Genomic DNA, 24043 nt, shown 5'->3' with positions numbered 1-24043 from the left:
TAGAAGCCGGTAGCGTGTGGGTATGGGGGAGTGTCGCGGTGCTACCGGCTTCCAAAACCGTCAACGGGATGCAGTCAGCTGGGTAACTTTTTTATCCTGTAACTCTATATCCGACATCACCTCCGGCCTGCCCTTACAGGCCTGGATGATCAACTCCTTGTTCCTCGCCAGCACCAGCCCGAATTCCTCGGCAGAATGCTCATCAACTTCGGGAATCACCTGCTCCAGCAGGCGTGAAAAGTGTTCACCCAGTTCGAGCATTCGATCATGGGCATCGGCCTCTTTTCTGTTTTCAAACATGCTGTTGTCCCGGTCACATTTCCACATTGCAATAACGGCCATAGTCTTCCCACCCTGCACTGAAGCTGTATTTAACCTCACCAACCCGAAAGAGTGACGAGATGGATTACTGTCGACCTCGGTGAACCCTGATCGAACTTGCACCGATAAGGGATTTCGCGAAGCCAGAGACATCATACAGAGAACGTAAATAGAACGTCAAGTCGAACACCCTTTTTATCTATGCACCGATCAGATTTATTTCAATTGAAACGATATTGTTGGAGAATAGGCCGGATACCATACCAATACACTCGGAAACAGCTATGCGATTTAACGGAACAGATACCTATGTGGCGACAGATGACCTGATGCTCGCCGTCAATGCCGCGATTCAACTGGAGCGCCCACTGCTGATCAAGGGCGAGCCGGGAACCGGCAAGACCATGCTGGCCGAAGAGGTGGCCAAGTCACTCAACCAACCGCTGTTTCAGTGGCATATCAAATCCACTACCAAGGCCCAGCACGGGCTGTACGAATATGACGCAGTCTCCCGCCTGCGGGATTCACAACTGGGCGATGACCGGGTGCACGACATCGGCAATTACATCGTCAGAGGCCGGTTGTGGGACGCCTTTGCCCATGATGAACATTCCGTGGTTCTGATTGATGAAGTGGACAAGGCAGATATTGAATTCCCCAACGATCTGTTGCGCGAGCTCGACCGTATGGAGTTTTATGTCTATGAAACCCAGCAGTTGATCAAGGCGAAACACCGGCCGCTGATCATCATCACCAGCAACAATGAGAAGGAGCTGCCTGACGCCTTTCTGCGCCGCTGCTTCTTCCATTACATCCGTTTCCCTGACAAGGAAACCATGGAGCAAATCGTCGCGGTACACTACCCTGACCTGAAAAAACAGCTGCTGAAACAGGCGCTGGAGGTGTTTTTCGAGTTGCGCGAAGTTCCCGGCCTGAAAAAGAAACCGTCCACATCGGAACTGTTGGACTGGCTCAAACTGCTGATGGCGGAGGATATCCCCCCGGAGGCACTTCACAGCGGCGACCAGCGCCAGGCGATCCCACCCCTGCACGGAGCCCTGTTGAAAAACGAGCAGGACATCCATCTGTTTGAGCGTCTCGCCTTCATGCATCGTCGCAGCCGCTCCTGACCGTCATGCTGGTTGAGTTCTTCTATCATCTGAAAGAGTCCGGACTGCCGATCACCATCCGGGAGTTTCTGGATCTGTTGGCAGCCATGCAGGCGCAGGTCATCTTCTCCAGCGTGGATGATTTTTACTATCTCTCCCGCACCTGCCTGATAAAGGATGAACGGCTGTTCGACCGCTTTGATCAGGCCTTCGGCAGTTATTTCAAGGGGATCGTCGATGCCGGCGGCGATATTACCGCCGAGATTCCCGAGGATTGGCTGCGCAAGCAGCTGGAGAAACACCTCAGTGAAGAGGAGAAGAAAAAACTCGATGCCATGGGTTGGCAGAAGCTGATGGAGACCTTGAAAAAACGGCTGGAAGAGCAGCAGGAGCGGCACCAGGGCGGCAGCAAGTGGATCGGCACCGGCGGCACTTCCCCATTCGGCGCCTATGGATATAACCCGGAAGGGATACGCATTGGACAGGATCGTTCACGCCATCGCAGGGCGGTCAAGGTATGGGACAAGCGCGAGTTTCGCAATCTGGATGATTCGGTTGAACTGGGCACCCGCAATATCAAGGTGGCGCTGAAGCGGTTACGCCGGTTCGCCCGCAGTGGCGCGCCGGAAGAGCTGGACCTGGAGGCGACCATCCGCTCAACTGCCCATCACGGCGGGCTGCTGGACCTGAAGATGGTACCGGAACGGCACAACAAGGCGAAGGTGCTGCTGTTTCTGGATGTCGGCGGCTCCATGGATGACCATGTGCAGATCTGCGAGGAGCTGTTCTCGGCCGCGCACTCGGAGTTCAAGCACCTGGAGCACTTCTATTTCCATAACTGTGTCTATGAAGCGGTCTGGAAAGACAGCCGCAGCCGCCACACCGAGCCCCTCTCCACCTGGGATGTCATCCACACCTACGGTTCAGATTACCAGTTGATCTTTGTGGGTGATGCCACCATGAGCCCCTACGAGATCACCTATGCCGGCGGCTCGGTGGAACACTGGAACCAGGAGACCGGCATGGCCTGGATGGGACGGCTGCTTGAGGCCTACCCCAATGCCATCTGGATCAATCCGCAGCCGGAGCATCAATGGCCCTATATCGAATCGATCCAGCTGATTCGGGAAATCATGTTGAACCGCATGTTCCCGCTTACCCTGGAGGGTCTTGAAGGCGGCATGAGGCTACTGAGTCAGTAGCGACACTCGTCCGAATCTCATGACTTCACTGGCACGGACGGGATCAAACGGGTCAGAATACGGCTGTTTGAAATTTTGGCGCTGACTTGAATTGACTCTACCCCGTCACGATCCGAAAAAGTCCATTCATGGAACCTTAACCCAGGCCCTGTACGCTCTGCGCGTCGACGGTGTTTCCGGACGATAATGCGCTAATCGTCTATGCTTAAACTATTCCAGAAAAACAACAGGGATCGCCGGATTCCGGCAGTTCACAGAGATCGACTACAGATCCGTTTGAACAATTGCCCCACCCCGGCATCTACCAGATAACACTTTTGGTGGCTGGGTAATGCCGGCCCAGCAGGATGTCCAATGTTAAAAGAGACTGTATTTCATAAAAAAGTAGTCAACAGCACTATCCGCCCCGCCTCCCGCATGGCCATCCTCTCCCAACGGGAGATCGAACAACTGAGAGATGTCACCGGTACCGGACTGCATCGACTGTTCCGCAAATGCGCACTGGCGGTTCTCAGCTCCGGCTCCCAGATCGACAACTGCGAAGAGCTGATGTCCCTGTATCCGGACTTCGATATCCAGGTCAGGGAGCGGCACCAGGGTATTGTGCTGGAGGTAGCCAACGCGCCGGCGGACGCATTCGTCGATGATCAGTTAATCGAAGGTATCCGCTATCACCTCTTCTCGATACTGCGCGACATTCTCTATCTGCATGACACCACCAGTAATCACAAACAGATCGCGCCCAATATGCAGATCAGTCACGAGATCTTTTATCGGCTGCGGCATGCCGGTGCTTTCCACCCCGGCAAACGACCCAATACAGTAGTCTGTTGGGGTGGACATGCCATTCCGGCTGAGGAATACGACTATACCAAGGAGATCGGCTACCACCTCGGCCTGCGGGGAATCGATATCTGCACCGGTTGCGGCGCGGGCGCCATGAAGGGGCCGATGAAAGGCGCTGCGATCGCCCACGCCAAGCAACGACACACCAATGAGAGACATATCGGACTCACCGAGCCTGGCATCATTGCCGCGGAGGCACCCAACGCCATTGTCAACGAACTGATTGTAATGCCCGATATCGAGAAACGTCTGGAGGCCTTTATCCGGCTGGGCCATGTGCTGATAGTTTTCCCCGGCGGGGTCGGCACCATGGAGGAGTTGCTGTTCGTCCTCGGCGTGCTATCGCATCCGGATAACCACGATATTGAACTGCCTATCTTCCTCACCGGTCCGGAATCTTCCAGTAGCTATTTTGATGCGGTAATTCGTTTTATCGAGATGACACTGGGAAGCACGGCGCTGAATCTGGTAAGAAAAGTAATCGGCAATCACACCCTTATTGCCAAACTGGTCAGCGACGCCCTGCTGCACGTCACCAAGGAGCGCCGGCAGCGCGACGACTCCTTTCATTACAACTGGTCACTACATATCGAAAAGGAGTTTCAGGAACCCTTTGTGCCGGATCATGAATCCATGGCGAAACTGCAACTCTCCCGGGATCTTCCCATGCAGGAACTGGCGGCCAATCTGCGCCGCGCACTCTCTGGGATCGTTACCGGAAACGTAAAGGAACAAGGGATCAATGCCATTCGTGAGCATGGACCGTTTCAGATTAACGGGGAGCCGGAGCTGATGAATGCCATGGACGAATTATTGACCTCATTTGCCCGTCAGGGACGCATGAAGGTAACAGGTGAGTATGTGCCCTGTTATGAGATCGTGAAAGCAACAGCTACGGCCACTGGCAATCGACCACGGATTATTGAACCGGTGACCACGCCCTGAACATGGCGGCCTGTCCGACAAATTCCCCCAGTTGCTGGAGATTCCACACCGTGGCGTTGCGGATAAAAAATCTTTTGCCGGTGCGGGATATGCGGACACCGGTATAGTTGTCGATATAACCCCGCGCAGCGACTTCGCTGAGCAGGCGTTCCCGCTCCTCCCGCTGCGGCTGTTCCGCTGACTGGCGTGACGGAAGCGAGGTGAACTGTTCCCAGCTCATCTCGAACAGGTCCAGTGCCATCTTATTGGCATAATTGAATATCGGTTCAACAGCGGTGTCATGTGACACAACAACGAAGGGAGCGAAATAAAGCGACTCACCCAATGATGCCTCGTCACAGTCAAGCAGCTTTCTGCCGGTCAATCGATAGAAGCTATCACACAAGATTATAGCTTGATCCTGCCGATAGCAGTTTTCAGCAGAGGGGATTATCCGGTTCGACATGGCGTGCTGCTGCATGGTAGTGAAATATTGCCCTGGTATAATCGGGATGGAATCGGGTTTGAGTTATCCACTCCCGCATTTTCATGCAATACCAACGAGATTTCTGCCACCCCGTTTTGCCTCGTACAACGCCTTGTCGGCACGGCTGAGCAGCTTGTTCACCGATTCACTAATGTCACCATGACTCGGAAATGTGGCCAAACCGATACTGATGGTCATTTGACTGGAGTGCAAATTGTTTTGGATGGTCAACTTACTGACCTTCTCTTTCAACCGTTCCGCAAGCACCAGCGCCTCTCTGTCATCCGTATCGGGCAACGCAATGGCGAACTCATCACCTCCCATGCGACCGAATACATCCACAACTCGTATCGTCTCATGGGTTACTTCGGCAAATTTCAGAATTGCCTCGTCTCCCAGTGCATGGCCGCCGTTATCATTGAGTTGCTTGAAATGATCAATATCGATAATCATGCAGGAAAGCGGAGTTTGGTAACGCTTTGAATAGGCCAGCTGGGATTCCACTTCTTCCATAAAATGACGTCGGTTAAAAATACCTGTTAACGGATCGGTAGATGCCAGCTCCTTGAGTTGCTGCTCCATCTGTTTGCGTTCTGAAACATCCATGCTGATGCCGACAAAAGCAACCAGCTCAGCCCGCTCATTCAGTACCGGGGCAATAGAAATACTCTCCCAATAGTACTCACCACTCTTGCGCCGATTCTCCAACTCGCCCTGCCACGGCCGCTTGTTTTTAATTGCCAGCCAGAGCTCACGATAAAGCTTGCGGTCTGTCCTGCCGGATTTAAACAGACTGGGTGTTTTGCCGATCACCTCTTCCGGTCGGTAACCGGTGATCTTCTCGACAATCGGGCTGACATACTCAATCACGCCGTTGGGATCGGTGATTACCGTCAATACCGGACTGTGAGTGATGGCCAGGGATAACTTCTGCAGTGTCTCCTCAATCGCCTTCTGTTCAGTGATGTCATGGCCACTGACCACAGTGCCGCTGATCGTGCCATCCGCCTCCACATAGGGTGTCTGCCAGACATCGATATATTTCGGTGCCATATCGGGAGGGTAGATCCAGTGCCGGGTATTGATACTTTCTCCCTGAAAGCTGCTGTCCAATAGCGGCTTCAGTACTGTTTGAAATAACTCATGACCATGTATCTCATCAACTCTTTTTCCAATCAGTTTTTCATGTGGGGCATTGAATGTATCGACATATCCCTGACTCACCGCCCGATAGGTATACGTCCTATCAATAAAGGACATCATATTTCGGGTAATAGCGATCATGTTGGTGTAACGTCGCAGTGTATTCTGCTGATTGAATCTGCGAAGTTCCGTGCTCATCCTTCGGCTCAGCAAATCGAAAAAGAAGCGAACACCTGCACTGTCGGGTTGTGGTTTGTCATCCAGAGCGAATATATGACCCGCTATCCGCCGGTCTTCTCCATAAAACGCCTGTCCGCGATAACTTTCTGCTCCCAATGACTTCAGTAAATCACAGGTGCTGAAGGTATCCTGAAGACCATCAGCAAAGTAAACATGCATATTTTCAGGAGTCGTCTGATAGACCAGCTCACAGGGAGAGCCGGGGATTTGGATTAGAAAAGGGTCACCCCACCCCTCTCCATCCCAGAGCGCCACAACCTCGATCTCGGATGATTCCGGTTTACTGAAACCGATCCCGCCCCAGCGACTTTCGCTAGCCACCGCTATTGCCTGGGCGGCATGCCTGAAAAACTCGTTCGCGGTATCTGCTGTTCCTGCAAGCAGTATATGCGCCTGATTAAACTGATCCATGTAGAAATCCCGCTAGTGGGCTGGTCATGTCGTTTGCATACTCTAGATAGGGTAATTCTTGCCTGCAACTAAAAACGCATATAAAAACAGAGTCTGGCAAAAAAAACCGGGAACGGATTTCTTAATGAAAAACACCTCCCCTTAATTATTGACATACCTCAAGGATTTGTCTCTCTACCCACCCGTTAAAGTAAATACCATGGGCAGATTTTTACAAGGTAAAATACTGGGTAATCACATAACCAACCCTGGGCAAACAGGCTTTTTTATGAAATTCAGCGATCTTGAAATTGGTCAGAAATTTTTCTACAAGGATATGGAACTGGAGAAAAGCGGGCCGCTTCAGGCCATGGAAAATGCAACCGGAAATGAGAAGATCATTATGCGGGCGGCGGCCGTAGAACTGTTGGACGCACAACCTTCAGATAGATTAAACAAGACCGCAAGTCTGGATGAACTTAAACAAGCACTCACCGCCTATCATGAGACATGCCTCTCCTTGCTGCAAACCCAGGAAGAGGAGCAAACAGAGGCAAAGATTGAGGCGGCCCACAGGGAGGTTCTACAAATCATTGAACGTTTATCACAAGTAACTAAATGACATGCAACCGCGTGACGAACCAGGGGTCCGTCACGCATGCTGTAAAATCCGTTACAGTTTTGCGATCACCTCGATCTCAATCGGCGCATCACTGGTCTGACTTGTCTTCATGTTTTCATCTCCTGTAAAAAATCATGCCGCATAGCGGTCAATGGAGAGTCCATTGGTGTCGATATCTGGACGCTTGCTGCTAATCAGATCAGTCAACAGTCGACCTGAGCCACAGGCCATGGTCCAGCCAAGCGTACCGTGTCCGGTATTGAGATAAAGATTGGAAATAGGGGTAGCGCCGACACAGGGCGTACCATCCGGGGTCATGGGACGCAGTCCGCACCAGAAATCGGTTCTGGCCAGATCCCCACCTTTGGGAAACAGATCAGAAACGACAAACTTGACCGTCTCACCCCGACGTTCATCCAAGTCAAGGTTATAGCCGGCAAGCTCCGCGGTACCCGCCACCCGGATGCGGTCACCCAGGCGGGTAATCGCAACCTTGTGGGTCTCATCCATCAGGGTGGACACCGGTGCTGCATCAGCATCCACTATCGGCAATGTGATGGAATAACCCTTGACCGGATAGATCGGCACCTTGATGCCGACCGCTTTGAGCAACAGAGGCGAATAGCTGCCCAGGGCCATCACATAGCTGTCTCCGTTAAAGATACCGGCATCGGTCTCCACGCCACTGATCTTGCCCCGCTCCATCAGCAACCGTCGTATATTGACTCCCATGCGGAACTCGACACCCAGTCGCTCGGCCTCTTGAGCCAGACGCTGGGTAAACAGAAAACAGTCGCCGGTCTCATCATTCACCAGCCGCAACCCGCCTGCCACCTTCTCTTTTACATGGACCAGGCCCGGTTCCACCATCAGGCACCCGTCCCTGTCCAACAATTCATAAGGGACGCCATAGCGGTCAAGAATGGCCATGTCGGTCTGCGCGGTATCCAGCTGTTTCTGATTGCGGAACATCTGCAGGGTGCCGCGGCTGCGTTCATCGTACTGAATTCCAGTCTCTGCCCGAAGCTGTTTGATCGCATCCCGGCTGTACTCGGCCAGTCGGACCATGCGGCCCTTGTTCTGTTCATAGCGCGCAGTGGTGCAGTTACGCAGCATCTGCAGACTCCAGGACCACATTGCCGGATCAAACTGTGGACGGATCACCAGTGGGCTGTGTTTCATCATCATCCATTTGATCGCTTTGAGTGGAATGCCCGGCGCGGCCCAGGGTGCCGAGTAACCGGGAGAGACCTCGCCGGCATTGGCAAAACTGGTCTCCAGGGCGGCCTCCGGCTGACGATCGATGACCGTCACCTCATGACCCTCCCGAGCAAGATAATAGGCGTTGGTTACGCCGATGACGCCACTGCCAAGAATGATGACTTTCATTTGTGTCCGCTCCAGTGATGAAATGCCAAAAACAGGCAAAAGCATACGTGAAAGCGACAGACAGGTGCTTGCAAATACAGTCAATGAATACTGATTAAGCGCAACTTAATGCTTTTATTAGATGATTTTCTAACATAATATGCGACAAATGAAACTGGATCCGATAGACAGAAAGATCTTGAGCACGCTCCAGCTCGACGGACGATTGACTAATGCCGAGCTGGCGGAACGGATCAATCTCTCGCCTTCGGCCTGTCTCAGGCGGGTCAAACAGCTGGAGGAGCGCGGGGTGATTGCTGGTTATGTCATGCTGGTTGACCCGACGGCGATCGGCAGGCCGACCACCATCTTCGTCGAGATTACGTTGAACAGTCAGAGTGTCGAATGCCAGGAGGCCTTTGAGACAGCAGTTCGCAAGAACCCCGAAATCATGGAATGTTATCTGATGACCGGCGAAGCAGACTACCTGTTAAGGGTTGCCGCTGCCGGTACCACTGATTATGAACGGCTACACCGGCACCACTTGTCACGGCTTCCCGGTGTCGCCCGTATCAAAACGGCTTTTGGCATACGCACCGTCTGCAAGAGCACCGCTTATCCGCTGGAATAGACAGAAATCCATCCACAATGCGGGAGCAGTACGTCTGCCTCGGCGCACGACCTGCTGATCATTTCATCCCGCGGCCAGCAGTTTCAATCGACAGCTATTGCTCTCACTTCCACACTACCGGGTACTACCACTGTAATGTCTGGCAGCCGGTATCCGCTTCCACCCACTCCCGCACCAGATCATCAATTATTATTTGTGCACTAAATATTTTTCTGCCTGTGTTATTATGGCCGGCGTTTTTTACCTGTATAAACAATAATTTTTGGATGAGCAATCTTAACTACGGAGCATCATGTCTTTAGCGCACAAATCTATAACATCCCACCAAGCATCAAATAATACGACCGACTGGTCGACCATGGACTGGAAGCAAGAGCTACAAAACAATATTCACAACGTCGCGGATCTGAAGGCATTTATCGATCTTTCAGCCCAAGAGGAGCGTGATATCAACCAGGTGGTTGAATCACATCCGATGAATATCCCGCGTTATTATCTCAGCCTGATCGACCGGAATGACCCGAACGATCCGATCCGCAAGCTGGCTGTTCCCACGGGCGATGAGCTGGTAGTGGCAGGCCAAATGGGTGCGACCACCGGCGACCCCTACGGGGACGACAAACATGACAAGGGAAACGGCGTACTGCACAAGTACGACTATACCGCCCTGGTCGTGGCCACCGAATACTGTTCCATGTACTGTCGGCACTGTTTCCGTAAACGGCTGGTTGGATTACCCAATGATCAGACCGTGCAGAACTTCCGCGCCGCCGCGGATTATATTGCCGCACACCCCGAGATCAGCAATGTCGTGGTATCCGGTGGCGACCCAATGATGCTGCCGACAACCATTATCCGCTCCATGCTGGATACACTACGCTCCATACCCCATCTGAACTTCGTGCGGATAGGTACCCGGGCACCGGTGGTCTATCCGCTGCGTTTTCAGGACGATGAACTGATTGAATATCTGGCCGATTTCAATCAGACAAAAACGCTCTATGTACCGACCCACTTCAACCACCCGAACGAGATCACCCCTGAAGCCACAAATGCGGTGGCACGGTTGCGCAACGCAGGCATTGCCGTGAATAATCAGGCAGTGCTGCTACGGGGTATTAATGACGACGAAGAGACACTGGTACAGTTAATGAGTGGTCTGACCCGGATCGGTGTCAACCCCTACTACCTCTACCAGTGCATGCCGGTGTCACGCGTGCGCCACCACTTCCAAGTGCCACTGAAGCGTGGCGTGGACATGGTGGATCGGGCACGCAGCCGCCTGGACGGTTACGCCAAACGGTTCAAGTTCATCCTCGGACACGATATCGGCAAGATAGAGATCTGCGGTCGTAGCGGCGACAACCTGATACTCAAGCATATTCACGCACGCGCCGAAGAGCAGGAACAGGCGTCACGAATCATGGTCCGGCGGCTGGATGAGCAGGCGGGCTGGTTGGACGATATGGAGCCGATCACCCTCTGAATCAGCTGTCCACGGAAGATCATACAGCCGGTTTATTCGTCGGGTTACACGCTACTAACCCGACCTACGCGGTGTGGTGTAGGTCGGGTTCGCCGTAAGCGTAACCCGACAAACGGAGAAGAGCTATTTGCCGCTGACCGCCTTCTGGATCAGGGGTATCAGGGGTTCCGGCAGCGTGAGTGCCCCGGAGAGGGCAAACTGCCGGGCCGCAGGCGACATCTTCGCCCAGGTCTTGCGAATAATGTCGAGCCACTTCTCTTCGTCATATTCCGGGTGTTTTTCGGCGAATTCGAGCATGTAGTGTTCAATGAACACCAGGTCGGCCACATCCTCCAGCAGTTGACTGTCCGGATTCACCTTCAGGGCTTTTTTACCGACGGCCGTCTTCGCACGTTCGATACTCGCCTCATCGTAGCCCGCCTCGGCCATCAGCCGGCCGGCTGTTTCCGCATGAAATTTATAGAGACCGGTGCGCCACTGAAAGTAGCCCTGGCGTCCTTCAGGGTATGAATTCCGGGGGGTCTTCCAGCGTTGAATATGCTGTGCGTGAATCGCCAGCTTCATGGCATCGTCCGTCTGCGGCGCATAACGTGACAGCATCTCCGACATACGATGGGAATAGAGCAGCTCTTTTGGCCACTCCTCACCGGCGACGGTTACCCGATTTGGATCTTCCCCATTGGCCTCATCGAACAGGGCCAGGGCCTTTTCAAATTTTTCTTGTGCCGACATACCGCCTCCAAAACTTCATTAGCGGTCTATTATATACCTGCTCGAGATGAAAAAATCAAAAACCACTGATATCAATAACCATGTTTATTCAATACCTTAGGAATAGCATGCTAATGAGTCCAGGAAAAACAGGTGGGGAGACAAAGTGCACTGGGCGCTCCCTGGGCGCCTAAAGCAGACGGGTCTGAAAACCGGATCAGAATAATTATTCTCTGAATAGCTAATCAGACTCCTGATCGCCAGCGAACTAGACTCCGTTGTCTTGTCCCATCTGTGACTGCAGATAATTTTCCAGCCCGACACGCTTGATCAGGCCGAGTTGTTTCTCCAGCCAGTAGGCGTGATCCTCTTCCGTGTCATCCAGCATCACTTCAAGAATCTCCCGGGTCTGGAAATCCCGTTCCTCTTCGCAGATGGCTATGACCTTTTTCAGCGCGGCAACCACCTGATACTCCACATCCAGATCATTCTGTAACATCTCGGGTACGGTTTTACCGACGCGCAGTGGGTCCTGAACCGACAGATCGGGCACTCCTTCCAGAAACAGGATACGCTTGATCAGGGCATCGGCATGCTGGGTCTCGTCTTCCATTTCATGATTAATGCGCTCATAGAGCTTGGGCAGTCCCCAGTCATCGTACATGCGTGAATGAATAAAATACTGATCCCTGGCCGCCAACTCGCCTGCCAGGAGGTGTTGCAGCTGCTCAATAACCCGCTGATTACCCTTCATTATTTTTCTCCTCGTCGGTCATCATTCAGGAAGCCATGGACTGTTGATAATTCTCCAACCCGGCATTGGCGATCAGCCAGAGCTGGCTCTCCAGCCAGTCGATATGTGCCTCTTCGGCCTCCAGAATATCCTCCAGGAGATCTCGTGAAACATAATCCTGCTCGGCCTCGCACAGGGCGATCGCCCCGAGCAGTCCGGCACGGAGATCCGCCACCAGCTTCAGATCCCCCTGCAGCATCTCCTGTACATCCTCACCCAGCAAAAGCTTGCCCAGATCCTGCAGATTGGGCAGGCCTTCCAGAAACAGGATTCGCTCAATCAGTACATCCGCGTGCTTCATCGCCTTGATTGACCAGTCGTAATCATGCTTGTTAAGTTCACCAAGCCCCCAGTTTCCGAACATCCGCGCATGCAAAAAAAACTGGTTTATAGCCGTCAACTGGCTGCGTAAAGTGCCGTTAAGTTCGGCAATTACCTGTTTTTCACCTCGCATCTCCCCTCCCAATTCAACCTGGATACCCTTTAGGTATAGTCCAACCACGGCACCATACCAACGCTCTGTTCAACCCTTGTCCGCTAATCGCCGACCGTACCTCTGGACAAATGCGGTGATCTTAATTATATTATGAATCATTCTCATTTGCACCCTTAGCGGAGACTCTCAATATGTATGTGTGTATTTGTCATGGTGTAACCGATAAGGATATCCGGGCAGCCGCCAACAATGGAGCGAACTCTCTGGAGGCGTTGGGTGAGCAGCTGAATGTCGCGACCTGTTGTGGCCGCTGCGCCGATTGCGCCCGCAGCGTGCTGCTTGAGGTGATTCAGTCGCCAGCGTGCGCCCCGAATTGTGCAGCCGCGGCCTGAGGGATCTATAGATGAAGCGACATATCCACACCGGGACCGGTGACAAGAGGGCACACTCAGGCCTTGCAGATTTTTTTGACCGCATGGCTAAAAGAAGCCCGCTCTCCGGACACCACAAACGTTGGAGAATTCTGCAGAAACTGGCTTGCGAACCGGGCCAGGGAAAGGGTTGATCAGAAGAAATGTGGCGTGGAATACACGACCTTTATTTTCGCATGGTTTAACCCATGCCCCACCTCTCCTAGCCTCCCATAGTATGGATCGTGACATTTACCATCATCGATACCTGGTGACTCAGAATGAGGCATTGCACTCCCCCTGTGTGCGCATGTGCACCCTGGACGATAATGACATCTGTATCGGCTGCGGGAGATCACTCGATGAGATCAAAGGCTGGACATCGTATAGCGCAAGCACACGAGCCGCGCTACTGCAGTTGTGCAGGAAGCGCTTGGCGGCGCGCCCTCAATTGGGTTTGGGCGACTGGTAGTTAGACCGGCGTCAGTGGCGGGCGGCTTGACGCCCTTTTTTTAGGCTATGCCCAGTTAACTGTTGCATGAGAAGCGGCCTTTTTGTAGGAGCGGGTTTAACCGCGAAATTCTCGGCTGAAGCCACTCCTAGCGCTACGCTTGGTCGCCGGAGAGGGGTTTGACCTGCAGGAGGCCCGCCCCGGGCCGAATTCGCGGCGAGGCGCCGCTCCTACCGGGCGAATCGCCAAGCTAAGCCAAAACAAGAGCAACAACTAATTGGGACATAACCTTTTTTACCCCACGAGACATCAGCACGGGATCACTCCGTGGAGTCCAACACCCCATCGATATAGCGGTCACGGGCACTCTTCGCCCGACTGAATATCTCCAGCAACTGATCACCGTCGCCGCGCTCAATGGTCTCGGCCAGCTCCTGCATCTCGCTGAGGTAGTGGGACATCATCTCCCCCAGTGCTCGGCGGTTGGCCACACAGACATCACGCCACATTACCGGATTGCTTGAGGCGATCCGGGTAAAGTCCCTGAATCCACCGGCAGCATAACGGAAAATCTCATCGTTCTCCTTCATCCTTGCCAGGGTATCCACCAGACCAAAGGCGAGCATATGGGGCAGATGTGAAGTAGCGGCCAGCACCTCGTCATGATGCTCGACGCTCATCAGGGTGATCTCGCCGCCACAGGCTTGCCACATGGCCTGTACTCGCGACAGGGCCTCTGCGGAGGTCGCTTCCGTGGGGGTCAGAATGATCCGACGGTTCCGGTAAAGCTCGGCAAAAGAGGCCTCCACACCACTGTTTTCTGTGCCGGCAATGGGGTGCCCTGCCACCAGGTTGGGCAACACTTCACCGAACACCGCGCGGCAATCGTCAATCACACTGAACTTGGCGCTGCCGCCATCGGTGATGACCGCATCGGCGGCCAGATGCCCCTGCATGGCAGCGAAGGTCTCCCGCATGGCCCCCAGCGGCACTGCCAGAAACACCATATCGGCACCGCTTACCGCTTCACCCACATCATGAGTGTAACGGTCGATCACACCCAGTTCGACAGCCCGCTCCAGGTTCCCACGCCCCCTGCCACAGCCGACAATTTCGTCCACCGCACCGGCCACGCGCAGTGCACGTGCCAACGAGCCACCGATAAGTCCTACACCGATGATGGCCAGTCGGCGAATAATCATCCTGCCAGCACCTGCCGCAGCGCCGCCAACACGCGACTGTTTTCGGGCTCAGTGCCGATGGTGATACGCAGGTGATTGGGCAGGCCGTAGTTGGCCACCGGGCGAGTGATGCAGCCGGTGCGCAGCAATCCCTGATCCACCTCGGCCGCCGGGCGCCCGACATCCACAGTAATAAAGTTGCCCACCGATGGGATATAGTCCAGTCCCATGGTTTCAAAAGCGCTGGTCATCTGCGCCATGCCGACCCGGTTCATCTCTACCGAGCGCTGAATAAACGCCGGATCCTCCAGCGCCGCCTTGGCGGCCGCCAGGGCCATGCTGTTGACATTGAAGGGCTGACGCACCCGATTCAGCAAATCGGTAATATCGGCATGGGCGAGACCATAACCGACGCGCAGTGAAGCAAGGCCATAGCTCTTGGAGAAGGTGCGGGTCACGATCAGATTGGGATACTTATCCAGCCACTGACTGGCATCGGGATAATCCGGCTCATCGACATATTCTATATAGGCCTCATCCACTACGACGATGACATTGGACGGCACGGCGGCGATAAAGCCTTCCAGCTCCTCCCCGTTCAGCCAGGTTCCGGTCGGGTTGTTCGGGTTTGCGATCCAGATCACCCGGGTCTTCTCCCCCACCCGGTTGAGCATCTCCTCCAGATCATGACCATAATCCTTGGCCGGAACAATATTCAGCGTAGCCCCCACCGCCTGGCTGCTGATGGGGTAGACGGCAAAGGCGTACTGAGAGAACAGCGACTCGTAACCCGGCGCAAGGAACACCCGGGCGATCATATCCAGCACATCATTGGAACCGTTACCCAAGGTGATCCGATTGGGTGCAATGCCATGCTTGGCCGCCAGCGCGGCACGCAGCTCCACCCCACCGCCATCAGGATAGAGACCCACCTGGGCGAGTTCCGCCCGAATCGCCGCTTTGGCCAGCTCACTGCAGCCCAGTGGATTCTCGTTTGAGGCCAGTTTGACCGAATCGGTAATACCCAGCTCCCGTTCCAGTTCGGATATCGGCTTGCCTGGCACATAGGGCTTGAGATTAGTGACACCGGGCACTGCAAGCTCCAGAAATCGGTTGGTCGTCTCGGTCATAATGGATTTCCTTGTATTTAAAGTACGGCGTATTTAAAGCACGGCGTTGGGGTAGGAGCCCAACACCTTTAGCAGACGGGACTCAGATTCCAGGGCAGCCAGCACCTGCTGGACATTCTGGTCATCCCGATGCCCATTGATATCAATAAAGAAGAGGTAGTCCCAGTTACCCTGCCTGGAGGGTCGGGATTCGATCCGCGACATGCTGATACCATGCTTGGCCAGCGGGGTCAGCAGCGCGTTGAGGCCGCCCGCGACATTGCGCGTGGCACACATCAGCGTGGTCTTATCCTCTCCGCTGGGAGAGGCGAGCTGGCGCCCGACCACCAGAAAACGGGTAGTGTTGTCCGGTTCATCCTCAATGTTGCGTGCCAGCCCTTTCAGCTTGTACAGCTCTGCGGCCATCTCACCGGCGATGGCAGCACTGCCACTCTCCTTGCCAGCCAGGCGCGCAGCCTCGGCATTGCTGCCCACGGTGATCTGCTCAGCTTGAGGCAGATTCCGATCCAGCCAGAGCCGGCACTGGGCCAGTGACTGCTGATGGGAGTAGACCCGCTGGATCTTGCCCAGATCGGACTCCTGGCTAAGCAGGTGGTGGTGAATGCGCATCATCACCTCACCACAGATAGAGAGGGAGGACGAAATGAACATATCCAGAGTATGGTTGATCACCCCTTCGGTGGAGTTCTCCACCGGCACCACCCCGTAGTGCGCATTGCCCGATTCCACCTCACGGAAGATGTCCGGGATGGAGTGCATGGGAACCGTCTCGACCGAATGGCCAAAATGCTTCAGGGCCGCCGCCTGGGTAAAGGTACCGGCCGGGCCCAGAAAGGCGACCCGCATCGGCAGTTCCAGGGCCAGACAGGCAGACATGATCTCACGAAACAGCCGCGCCATCTCTTCACTGCCCATCGGTCCGGTATTGCGCCGCTTGATGGTCCGGAGAATGGCGGCTTCCCGCTCCGGACGGTAAAAAAAGGCATCAGCGTCTTCACTCTGTTTTATTTTGGCCACCGCCTGGGCAGCCGCCGCACGCTGATTGATCAACTCCTGGATCTGGCTGTCCAGGGCATCGATACGTGATCTGATCTGTTGCAGGCTCTCCGGGTCACTCATAGTTGTCGGCCAAGTAAAATAGAAAGTGTTGATGACGTGCCGGGGAGTCGTACGCCGGCCCGCCATAAAGATAGGCATTCTACATTATGACGGTTGACCAGCACAGCCAGCAGAGTCTGCTACATCCAGGAAATATCAGCCAGAATCTGGTCTAATAAATGGCGAAACCCGATCGGATTAATCGGGTTTCGCAAGGCCGGCTTAACACTACAATAAATTACTGAGCGGAGAGATGCTCAGAAAAAAACCAAGCAGTGACTAAATATCCTGTTAGAGTCATTTAAAAACGTGAATCGCGTTCACAAGGTATTCCGTCATAATCTCCATCCATCTTGGTATTTGGACAATTTTTGATGAAAAACACCGCTTCGGCTCTTGAGGTCATTTGACTGCAATACTGCCTACCATCACATCGGAACCTCGACTCTATTTGAGGGGGCACTACTTGCTCCCTTTTAATTATCTTAGCAACGCTCTCAGATTGCCCACGCTCATTCGAACTTACATGCAGATATTCCTTCTGGTAATAACTCCATGCACCAAAGCAGATAACAGCAAATACAATTATTTTTTTCAATTTAAAATCCTTTTCAATGCTGTACCGACTTATTCTGAACATCCCAGACAGCGCACCGACAGCACCCCGGCAATACTTGCGATGCGTTGCAGCGTGGCCTCGTCCGGGGCCTGATCCACGTCGATCAGAGTCACCGCCACATCGCTGCGCGACCGGTTCAGCATATCGATGATATTCAGGTTGCTCTCAGCCAGATCGGTGGAGATCTGACCCAGCATGTTGGGCACATTGGAATTAACCACGGAGATACGGTGGCCACCGTTTCTCGGCAGATTGATATCCGGGAAGTTGACCGAATTGGTGATGTTGCCATCCTCCAGATAGCTGCGTACCTGATCCGCCACCATCACAGCACAGTTCTCTTCCGCCTCCGCCGTGGAGGCCCCCAGGTGCGGCAGGGTGATGCAGCGGGGGTGGTCCTTCAACAGATTGCTCGGGAAATCGCACACATAGGCGTAGAGATGGCCGCTGTCGAGCGCCGCCACCGCCGCCTCGTCATCAATAATCCCGGAGCGGGCAAAATTGAGCAGCACGCTGTGCTTCTTCATGCACTTCAGGCGTTCGGCATTGATCATGTGCCGGGTGGAATCAATCAGGGGGACATGGAAAGTGATGTAGTCACACTTGGAAACCAGATCATCCACGCTCAAGGCCTGCTTGATATCGGAAGAGAGCTGCCAGGCGCTCCTGACCGTAATAGTGGGATCGTAGCCGATAACATTCATACCCAGAGCGTGGGCCGCGTTGGCGACCTTGACCCCGATCGCCCCCAGCCCCACTACGCCCAGGGTACGTCCCGGCAACTCGAAGCCGACAAAATTTTTCTTGCCCGCCTCGACCGCCTTATTTATCTCCCCATCCTCACCGCTCAGCCCTCTGGCAAAGTTCCAGGCCTGGACGATGTTGCGCGAAGCCATCAGCATGCCGGCCAGCACCAGTTCCTTGACTGCATTCGAATTGGCACCAGGCGCATTGAACACCACCACGCCCTGCTGGGTCATGCGATCCACCGGGATATTGTTGACCCCGGCACCGGCCCGGCCGATGGCCTTGACGGTCGGGGGTATCTCCATATCGTGCATCTTGTAGGAGCGCAACAGAATGGCGTCCGGGTGGGTGATCTCAGAGGCGATCTCGTAACTGTCGCGGGGCAGCCTGTCCAGGCCGGCGACAGCGATGTTGTTCAGGGTCAAGATTTTGTGCATAGATGTTCTCCCTCTCTCTTATAGGTATTTTAGTGAGGGAACGCGGAACATCCGGAGACTGCATGAAGTGCGCCGGGGAGTTTCTAACTCCCCGGCAGCGTGCTGCAGGAGTTGGCGGACAGGCCTTCAGTAGTTAATAAAATAGATTATATTATGTCAATAATTAACTGTTTTATAAGTTTATTAATCGAAATCTATTTACTTGATCAAACGATGCCGCCACCCCATCTCAAACTATCCCACGTCCCTGATAGTTCAACCGTTACGTTTTTCGAAATCAGCCATGAAGTCGATCAGGGCCTGTACCCCGGCTTCCGGCATGGCGTTGTAGATGCTGGCCCGCATACCGCCCACCGAGCGATGACCTTTCAGGGTCACCAGTCCCGCTTCCTTGGCCTCGGTCAGGAACTTGGCGTCCAGCCCGGCATCGGCCAGGGTGAATGGCACATTCATCCAGGAACGGCAGCTCAGCTCGACCGGATTGTTATAGAAACCGGAGCCATCAATGGCGGCATAAAGGGCGGCCGCCTTGCGCTGGTTGGTCTCGGCCATCGCAGTCAAACCACCATTGCGCTTTAACCACTGGAATACCAGTCCCGCCAGATACCAGCCATAGGTCGGCGGTGTGTTGTACATGGACTCACCGTCCGCCTGGATCTGGTAATCAAACATGGCCGGGGTTCCCGCCACGGTTTCGCCGACCAGATCGTCCCGGACAATGACCACCGTGAGGCCGGCCGGTCCGATATTCTTCTGGGCACCGGCATAGATCACCCCATATTTACTCACATCCACCGGCCGGGAGAGGATGGTGGATGAGAAATCACCCACCAGCGGCACATCGCCACTGGCCGGAACATAGGGAAACTCGATGCCCTGTATGGTCTCGTTCGGGGTGTAGTGCAGATAGGCAGCATCCGCATTGAGTTTTAGCGATTCGGCAGAAGGTACGGTAAATTCACCGGCCGGGGTCTCCCCCACCACGCTGACCTGGCAATACTTCTTCGCCTCGGCTATGGCCTTCTTGGACCAGGAGCCGGTGTTGATATAGTCGGCGCTCGCTTTGCCGCGCAGCAGGTTCATCGGGACCATGGAGAACTGGCTCGAGGCACCGCCCTGGAGGAACAGCACCTTGTAATTGTCCGGAATCGCCATCAACTCGCGCAGATCGGCCTCGGCCTGGGCGGCGATGGACATGAACTCCTTGCCGCGGTGACTCATCTCCATGACGGACATGCCACTGCCCTGCCAATCCAGCATCTCTTCCTGGGCCTGCTTCAACACCTCTTCAGGCAGGGCCGCTGGCCCGGCGCTGAAATTGTAGACTCTTGACATGATTTACTCTCCAGCTCTCAATTTTTACAGAACGAGAAGTGGCTCACTCCTCAGTAGATTCCGCTTCGCCCTCGGCCTCGGCCACGACCTCGTCATCCAGTGACTCGATGCGCTCGATCTTGACCAGTTTCTCCTTCTTGGAGAGACGGATCATGGTGACACCCTGGGTGTCCCGGCCCATCACCGACACATCGGAAATCGGCGTGCGCACCAGGGTACCGCCGTTGGTGATCAGCATCACCTCGTCACCCTCTTCCACCAGGACCGCGCCGACCTGCTCGCCGTTGCGCTCCGAGGCCTTGATCGAGATGACACCCATGCCGCCGCGGCCACGCAGAGGGAACTGCTCGACCGGCGTGCGCTTGCCATAGCCGTTCTCGGTCACCGTCAACACGGTGCGACCCGGCTCGGCAATCATCAGCGAGATCACCCGCTGGCCCGGACCCAGTTTCACCCCACGCACCCCGCAGGCGGTCCGGCCCATGGGGCGAACCTGGGATTCATTGAAGCGGATCGCCTTGCTGGCTGAGGTGAACAGCATGATATCCTGCTGACCATCGGTCACCGCAACACCTACCAACTGGTCATCATCGCGCAGATCCACTGCAATAATGCCACTGGCCCGCTGACGGGAGAAATTGATCAGCGGCGTCTTCTTCACGGTGCCGGAACTGGTGGCCATGAAGATGTACTTGTCTTCTGAATACTCGCGAATAGGCAATACCGCATTGATCCGCTCGTCCTTCTCCAGCGGCAGCAGGTTGACGATCGGTTTCCCTCGGGCGTTTCGACCCGCCTGGGGCAGTTCATACACCTTCATCCAGTAGACCCGACCCCGGCTTGAGAAGCAGAGAATGGTGTCGTGAGTGTTGGCGACAAACAACTGGTCGACAAAATCCTCGTCCCTGGTGCTGGTGGCGGTCTTGCCCTTGCCGCCACGTCGCTGCGCCTGGTAGATATCCAGGGTCTGGGCCTTGGCATAACCGGCGTGGGAGAGCGTAACCACCACATCCTCTTCGGTAATCAGGTCTTCCAGGGTCAGATCAAGACGGTTGCTGATAATCTCGGTACGGCGTTCATCACCATACTGATCGCGGATCGCTATCAGCTCATCACGAATCACTTGCATCAGCCGATCCGGGCTGGAAAGAATATCAAGTAAGTCTTTAATTTTACCTATTATCTCACTGTATTCACTGAGTATTTTGTCCTGCTCCAACCCAGTCAGACGGTGCAGGCGCAGATCCAGAATAGCCTGCGCCTGGGTCTCGGTCAGCCGATATCCCTGCTCACTCAAACCAAACTCGGCAGGCAGTCCCTGGGGACGGGAGGCGTCCGAGCCTGCCCGCTCCAGCATGGCCTCGACCGCGCCCGATTTCCACTGCCGTGCCAACAGTTCCCGTTTTGCATCTGCCGGGCTGGCCGCTTCGCGGATCAGCTTGATCACCTCATCAATATTGGCCAGGGCGACCGCCAGACCTTCCAGCACATGGGCCCGATCCCGTGCCTTGCGCAATTCAAACAGGGTACGCCGCGTCACCACCTCGCGCCGGTGGCGGATGAAATACTCCAGCATCTGCTTCAGATTGAGCAGCCGGGGCTGACCGTCCACCAGCGATACCATATTGATGCCGAACACGTTCTGCATCTGGGTGTGCTGATAGAGGTTGTTAAGCACCACCTCGGCCACCTCGCCGCGACGCAGCTCGATCACCATGCGCATGCCGTCCTTGTCGGACTCGTCACGCAGTTCGCTGATTCCCTCGATGCGCTTTTCCTTGACCAGCTCGGCGATCTTCTCAAGCAACCGCGCCTTGTTTACCTGATAAGGCAGCTCGTGCACGACAATGGTCTGCCGCCCGGTCTTGTCGTTGGTTTCGATCTCGGTGCGGGCCCGTACATAGATACGGCCACGACCGGTCTTGTATGCCTCATGGATACCCCGGGCACCATTGATCAGCGCCGCCGTGGGGAAATCGGGACCGGGGATGTACTCCATCAGCCCATCGATAGTGATAGCCGGATCATCAATCATGGCGACACAGCCATTGACGATCTCGGTCAGGTTATGCGGTGGGATATTGGTGGCCATGCCCACTGCGATGCCGGTGGAGCCATTGACCAGAAGATTGGGCACCCGGGCCGGCAATACCGCAGGTTCATGTTCGGATTCATCGTAGTTGGGGATGAAATCGACCGTCTCCTTGTCCAGATCGTCCAGCATGCTGTGGGCAATCCGGGCCATCCGCACCTCGGTATAACGCATGGCGGCCGGGGCGTCGCCATCGACCGAACCGAAATTGCCCTGCCCGTCCACCAGCATGTAGCGCATGGAGAATGGCTGGGCCATGCGCACGATGGTGTCATACACCGCCGTGTCTCCATGAGGATGGTATTTACCGATGACATCACCCACCACGCGGGCGGATTTTTTGTAGGGTTTGTTCCAGTCGTTGCCGAGCACGCTCATGGCATAGAGCACACGACGGTGGACCGGTTTCAGTCCATCACGCACATCCGGGAGGGCGCGTCCGACGATCACGCTCATGGCGTAATCGAGATAGGACGCCTGCATCTCGTCTTCGAGATTGACCGGTAGAACTTCTTTCGCAAATTCGGTCATAGGCGGTTCATTAACCTTTTTGTTTTATGACGGCTTCAATCTGATTTACGTATCCCGGAGTGATATTTGTGCAGAGCCAGGTTACGCTTTTTTAAGCCGCTTATAGTAACACATTCCGGGATGGTGCCGCCTGAAAATAAAGCGCCTGAAAACGGCTTTTTGCGACTCTCAGCTTATCTGGCCATCAATTCAGCCATCTTTTCGCTGTCTGGCGACAGCACAATTCCCTTTTCAGTGACAATGGCGTCCACCAGCTCGGCCGGGGTCACATCAAACACCGGATTCCAGGCATCCACACCCGCGGCTCCAACCCGCTGCCCGCCGCACTGGAGGATCTCGGCCGGGTCCCGCGATTCGATGGGAATCTCCTTGCCGGAACGCACCGCCATGTCGATGGTCGAGGTGGGCGCCGCGACCATCACCTTCACCCCGTGGTATTTTGCCGCCACCGCCAGGTTGTAGGTGCCGATCTTGTTGGCCACATCCCCGTTGGCGGCAATCCGGTCCGATCCGACAATGATCCAGCCGATCCCACCCTGCGCCATGCGACTGGCGGCGGCGCCATCGGTCAGCAGGGTAACCGGTATCCGGTCCTGCGCCAGCTCCCAGGCGGTCAGCCGCGAACCCTGCAACCAGGGACGGGTTTCATCGGCAAATACCATCTGGATACGTCCAGCCGCGTGGGCACTGCGAACCACCCCCAGGGCGGTCCCGTAGCCACCGGTCGCCAGAGCGCCGGCATTGCAGTGGGTGATCACCGAGGTTGGCGACTCGATCAGACTGGCACCAAACTCCCCCATCGCCCGGTTGGCGGCAATATCCTCCTGGTGGATCAGCAGCGCCTCCTGCAGCAGGCGCGCTTCGGGATCCTCATCGCCAATCTCAGCCACCACTCGCTTCATCCGCTCCAGGGCCCAGAACAGGTTGACTGCGGTGGGGCGTGAGTCGGCCAGGGCCTGCAGGTCGGTGACAATTCGGTCACGCCAGCTATCGGGCGCGGCACGGAAACTGTCGCGTGCCGCCAGGACCACGCCAAAAGCGGCAGTGATGCCGATTGCCGGGGCACCGCGCACCACCATGTCACGTATTGCCCGGGCGGTGTCGACTGCGCTCTGCAACTCGATGTATACGGTTTCATTGGGGAGAATACGCTGGTCCAACAGGTAGAGACGGTCGTTGGCCCAGACAATAGCCTGATCGGCGCTGGGACGAATCGTGAGCGGTTGTGCTTCCATCTTGTTCAAACCCATGGCAAATTCGTCCTATTCTAACCGATTAAGTTAAATCAACGCATTCAGAACGG

23 protein-coding genes are annotated in these 24043 nt (G+C 55.1%); 8 read left to right on the top strand and 15 right to left on the bottom strand.

All coding sequences use genetic code 11. The features are described from left to right. Positions 1-60: 60 nt before the first annotated feature. Positions 61-342, bottom strand: coding sequence for a YebG family protein (locus tag A3GO_RS0104795; RefSeq protein WP_029132434.1), 282 nt, complete (start codon positions 340-342; stop codon positions 61-63). A gap of 263 nt (positions 343-605) precedes the next feature. On the opposite strand from A3GO_RS0104795, the gene A3GO_RS0104790 reads away from it, so the two are divergent. The 3 genes from A3GO_RS0104790 (at position 606) to ppnN (ending at position 4423) form a co-directional block, all read left to right on the top strand. Beyond that, the gene (locus A3GO_RS0104790; protein WP_037374691.1) at positions 606-1451 is read left to right on the top strand and encodes an AAA family ATPase; all 846 of its coding nucleotides are present in this window, start codon (positions 606-608) and stop codon (positions 1449-1451) included. Between the two features lie 5 nt (positions 1452-1456). Next, positions 1457-2632 carry a vWA domain-containing protein gene (locus A3GO_RS0104785; RefSeq protein WP_029132432.1) on the top strand — a complete coding sequence of 392 codons (1176 nt, stop codon included), beginning with the start codon at positions 1457-1459 and terminating at the stop codon, positions 2630-2632. A 354-nt stretch (positions 2633-2986) separates the two neighbouring features. Next, complete coding sequence (gene ppnN, locus A3GO_RS22580) at positions 2987-4423, top strand: nucleotide 5'-monophosphate nucleosidase PpnN (RefSeq protein ID WP_051301844.1); 1437 nt, start codon at positions 2987-2989, stop codon at positions 4421-4423. On the opposite strand, the gene A3GO_RS0104775 is transcribed toward ppnN, so the two are convergent. Both A3GO_RS0104775 and A3GO_RS25180 read right to left on the bottom strand, forming a co-directional pair. After that, positions 4398-4868 (bottom strand): MEKHLA domain-containing protein, encoded by a 471-nt coding sequence (locus tag A3GO_RS0104775; RefSeq protein WP_029132431.1) that lies wholly within the window; start codon positions 4866-4868, stop codon positions 4398-4400. The two genes, ppnN and A3GO_RS0104775, sit on opposite strands and share 26 nt — an antisense overlap. A gap of 81 nt (positions 4869-4949) precedes the next feature. Next, entirely contained in the window at positions 4950-6683 is a 1734-nt protein-coding gene (locus A3GO_RS25180) for a sensor domain-containing diguanylate cyclase (RefSeq protein ID WP_051301843.1), read from the bottom strand. 199 nt (positions 6684-6882) lie between these two features. On the opposite strand from A3GO_RS25180, the gene A3GO_RS0104765 reads away from it, so the two are divergent. Continuing rightward, the gene (locus A3GO_RS0104765) at positions 6883-7284 is read left to right on the top strand and encodes a hypothetical protein (RefSeq protein ID WP_157606711.1); all 402 of its coding nucleotides are present in this window, start codon (positions 6883-6885) and stop codon (positions 7282-7284) included. 132 nt (positions 7285-7416) lie between these two features. On the opposite strand, the gene A3GO_RS0104760 is transcribed toward A3GO_RS0104765, so the two are convergent. Continuing rightward, positions 7417-8673: a D-amino acid dehydrogenase gene (locus A3GO_RS0104760; RefSeq protein ID WP_029132429.1), complete on the bottom strand. Its 1257-nt coding sequence runs from the start codon at positions 8671-8673 to the stop codon at positions 7417-7419. A 178-nt stretch (positions 8674-8851) separates the two neighbouring features. Here A3GO_RS0104760 and A3GO_RS0104755 point away from each other — a divergent pair, with 178 nt between their 5' ends. After that, a complete protein-coding gene (locus tag A3GO_RS0104755) occupies positions 8852-9283 on the top strand; it encodes an Lrp/AsnC family transcriptional regulator (RefSeq protein WP_462691998.1) in 432 nt (143 codons plus the stop codon). Between the two features lie 292 nt (positions 9284-9575). Further along, positions 9576-10769 carry a KamA family radical SAM protein gene (locus A3GO_RS0104750; RefSeq protein WP_051301842.1) on the top strand — a complete coding sequence of 398 codons (1194 nt, stop codon included), beginning with the start codon at positions 9576-9578 and terminating at the stop codon, positions 10767-10769. A 123-nt stretch (positions 10770-10892) separates the two neighbouring features. Here A3GO_RS0104750 and A3GO_RS0104745 read toward each other — a convergent pair whose 3' ends face one another. The 3 genes from A3GO_RS0104745 to bfr (A3GO_RS0104735) all read right to left on the bottom strand — a co-directional run bounded on the left by A3GO_RS0104745 (position 10893) and on the right by bfr (A3GO_RS0104735) (position 12727). Continuing rightward, entirely contained in the window at positions 10893-11501 is a 609-nt protein-coding gene (locus tag A3GO_RS0104745; RefSeq protein ID WP_029132426.1) for a DUF4202 domain-containing protein, read from the bottom strand. A 247-nt stretch (positions 11502-11748) separates the two neighbouring features. Next, positions 11749-12234, bottom strand: a complete 486-nt coding sequence (gene bfr, locus A3GO_RS0104740) for a bacterioferritin (RefSeq protein ID WP_029132425.1) — start codon at positions 12232-12234, stop codon at positions 11749-11751. A gap of 25 nt (positions 12235-12259) precedes the next feature. Continuing rightward, complete coding sequence (bfr, locus tag A3GO_RS0104735) at positions 12260-12727, bottom strand: bacterioferritin (protein WP_029132424.1); 468 nt, start codon at positions 12725-12727, stop codon at positions 12260-12262. A gap of 173 nt (positions 12728-12900) precedes the next feature. On the opposite strand from bfr (A3GO_RS0104735), the gene A3GO_RS0104730 reads away from it, so the two are divergent. Both A3GO_RS0104730 and A3GO_RS25650 read left to right on the top strand, forming a co-directional pair. Next, on the top strand, positions 12901-13101 hold the full coding sequence (locus A3GO_RS0104730) for a (2Fe-2S)-binding protein (protein ID WP_029132423.1): 201 nt from the start codon (positions 12901-12903) through the stop codon (positions 13099-13101). 256 nt (positions 13102-13357) lie between these two features. Then, positions 13358-13591, top strand: a complete 234-nt coding sequence (locus A3GO_RS25650; RefSeq protein ID WP_084609774.1) for a DUF1289 domain-containing protein — start codon at positions 13358-13360, stop codon at positions 13589-13591. Positions 13592-13890: 299 nt separating this feature from the next. Here A3GO_RS25650 and A3GO_RS0104725 read toward each other — a convergent pair whose 3' ends face one another. The 8 genes from A3GO_RS0104725 to mtnA all read right to left on the bottom strand — a co-directional run bounded on the left by A3GO_RS0104725 (position 13891) and on the right by mtnA (position 23990). After that, entirely contained in the window at positions 13891-14769 is an 879-nt protein-coding gene (locus tag A3GO_RS0104725; RefSeq protein ID WP_029132422.1) for a prephenate dehydrogenase, read from the bottom strand. Next, on the bottom strand, positions 14769-15881 hold the full coding sequence (gene hisC, locus A3GO_RS0104720; RefSeq protein ID WP_029132421.1) for a histidinol-phosphate transaminase: 1113 nt from the start codon (positions 15879-15881) through the stop codon (positions 14769-14771). The genes A3GO_RS0104725 and hisC overlap by 1 nt, the downstream gene beginning before the upstream one ends. Positions 15882-15914: 33 nt before the next feature. Next, entirely contained in the window at positions 15915-17000 is a 1086-nt protein-coding gene (gene pheA / locus A3GO_RS0104715) for a prephenate dehydratase (RefSeq protein ID WP_029132420.1), read from the bottom strand. Between the two features lie 280 nt (positions 17001-17280). After that, entirely contained in the window at positions 17281-17619 is a 339-nt protein-coding gene (locus tag A3GO_RS25645) for an excalibur calcium-binding domain-containing protein (protein ID WP_335340006.1), read from the bottom strand. Beyond that, entirely contained in the window at positions 17607-18782 is a 1176-nt protein-coding gene (locus A3GO_RS0104710; protein ID WP_029132419.1) for a phosphoglycerate dehydrogenase, read from the bottom strand. Before A3GO_RS0104710 ends, A3GO_RS25645 begins: the two co-directional genes overlap by 13 nt. 255 nt (positions 18783-19037) lie before the next feature. Next, positions 19038-20117 carry a 3-phosphoserine/phosphohydroxythreonine transaminase gene (gene serC, locus A3GO_RS0104705; RefSeq protein WP_029132418.1) on the bottom strand — a complete coding sequence of 360 codons (1080 nt, stop codon included), beginning with the start codon at positions 20115-20117 and terminating at the stop codon, positions 19038-19040. Between the two features lie 43 nt (positions 20118-20160). After that, positions 20161-22740 carry a DNA gyrase subunit A gene (gyrA, locus tag A3GO_RS0104700; protein ID WP_029132417.1) on the bottom strand — a complete coding sequence of 860 codons (2580 nt, stop codon included), beginning with the start codon at positions 22738-22740 and terminating at the stop codon, positions 20161-20163. A 173-nt stretch (positions 22741-22913) separates the two neighbouring features. Continuing rightward, positions 22914-23990, bottom strand: a complete 1077-nt coding sequence (gene mtnA / locus A3GO_RS0104695) for an S-methyl-5-thioribose-1-phosphate isomerase (RefSeq protein ID WP_394707555.1) — start codon at positions 23988-23990, stop codon at positions 22914-22916. Positions 23991-24043: the final 53 nt, after the last annotated feature.

The sequence above is a fragment of the Sedimenticola selenatireducens DSM 17993 genome (assembly GCF_000428045.1).
GTDB lineage: Bacteria > Pseudomonadota > Gammaproteobacteria > Chromatiales > Chromatiaceae > Sedimenticola > Sedimenticola selenatireducens.
The sequence above is the reverse complement of the archived record's forward strand: the minus strand, read 5'-3'. Positions and strand labels throughout refer to the sequence as shown.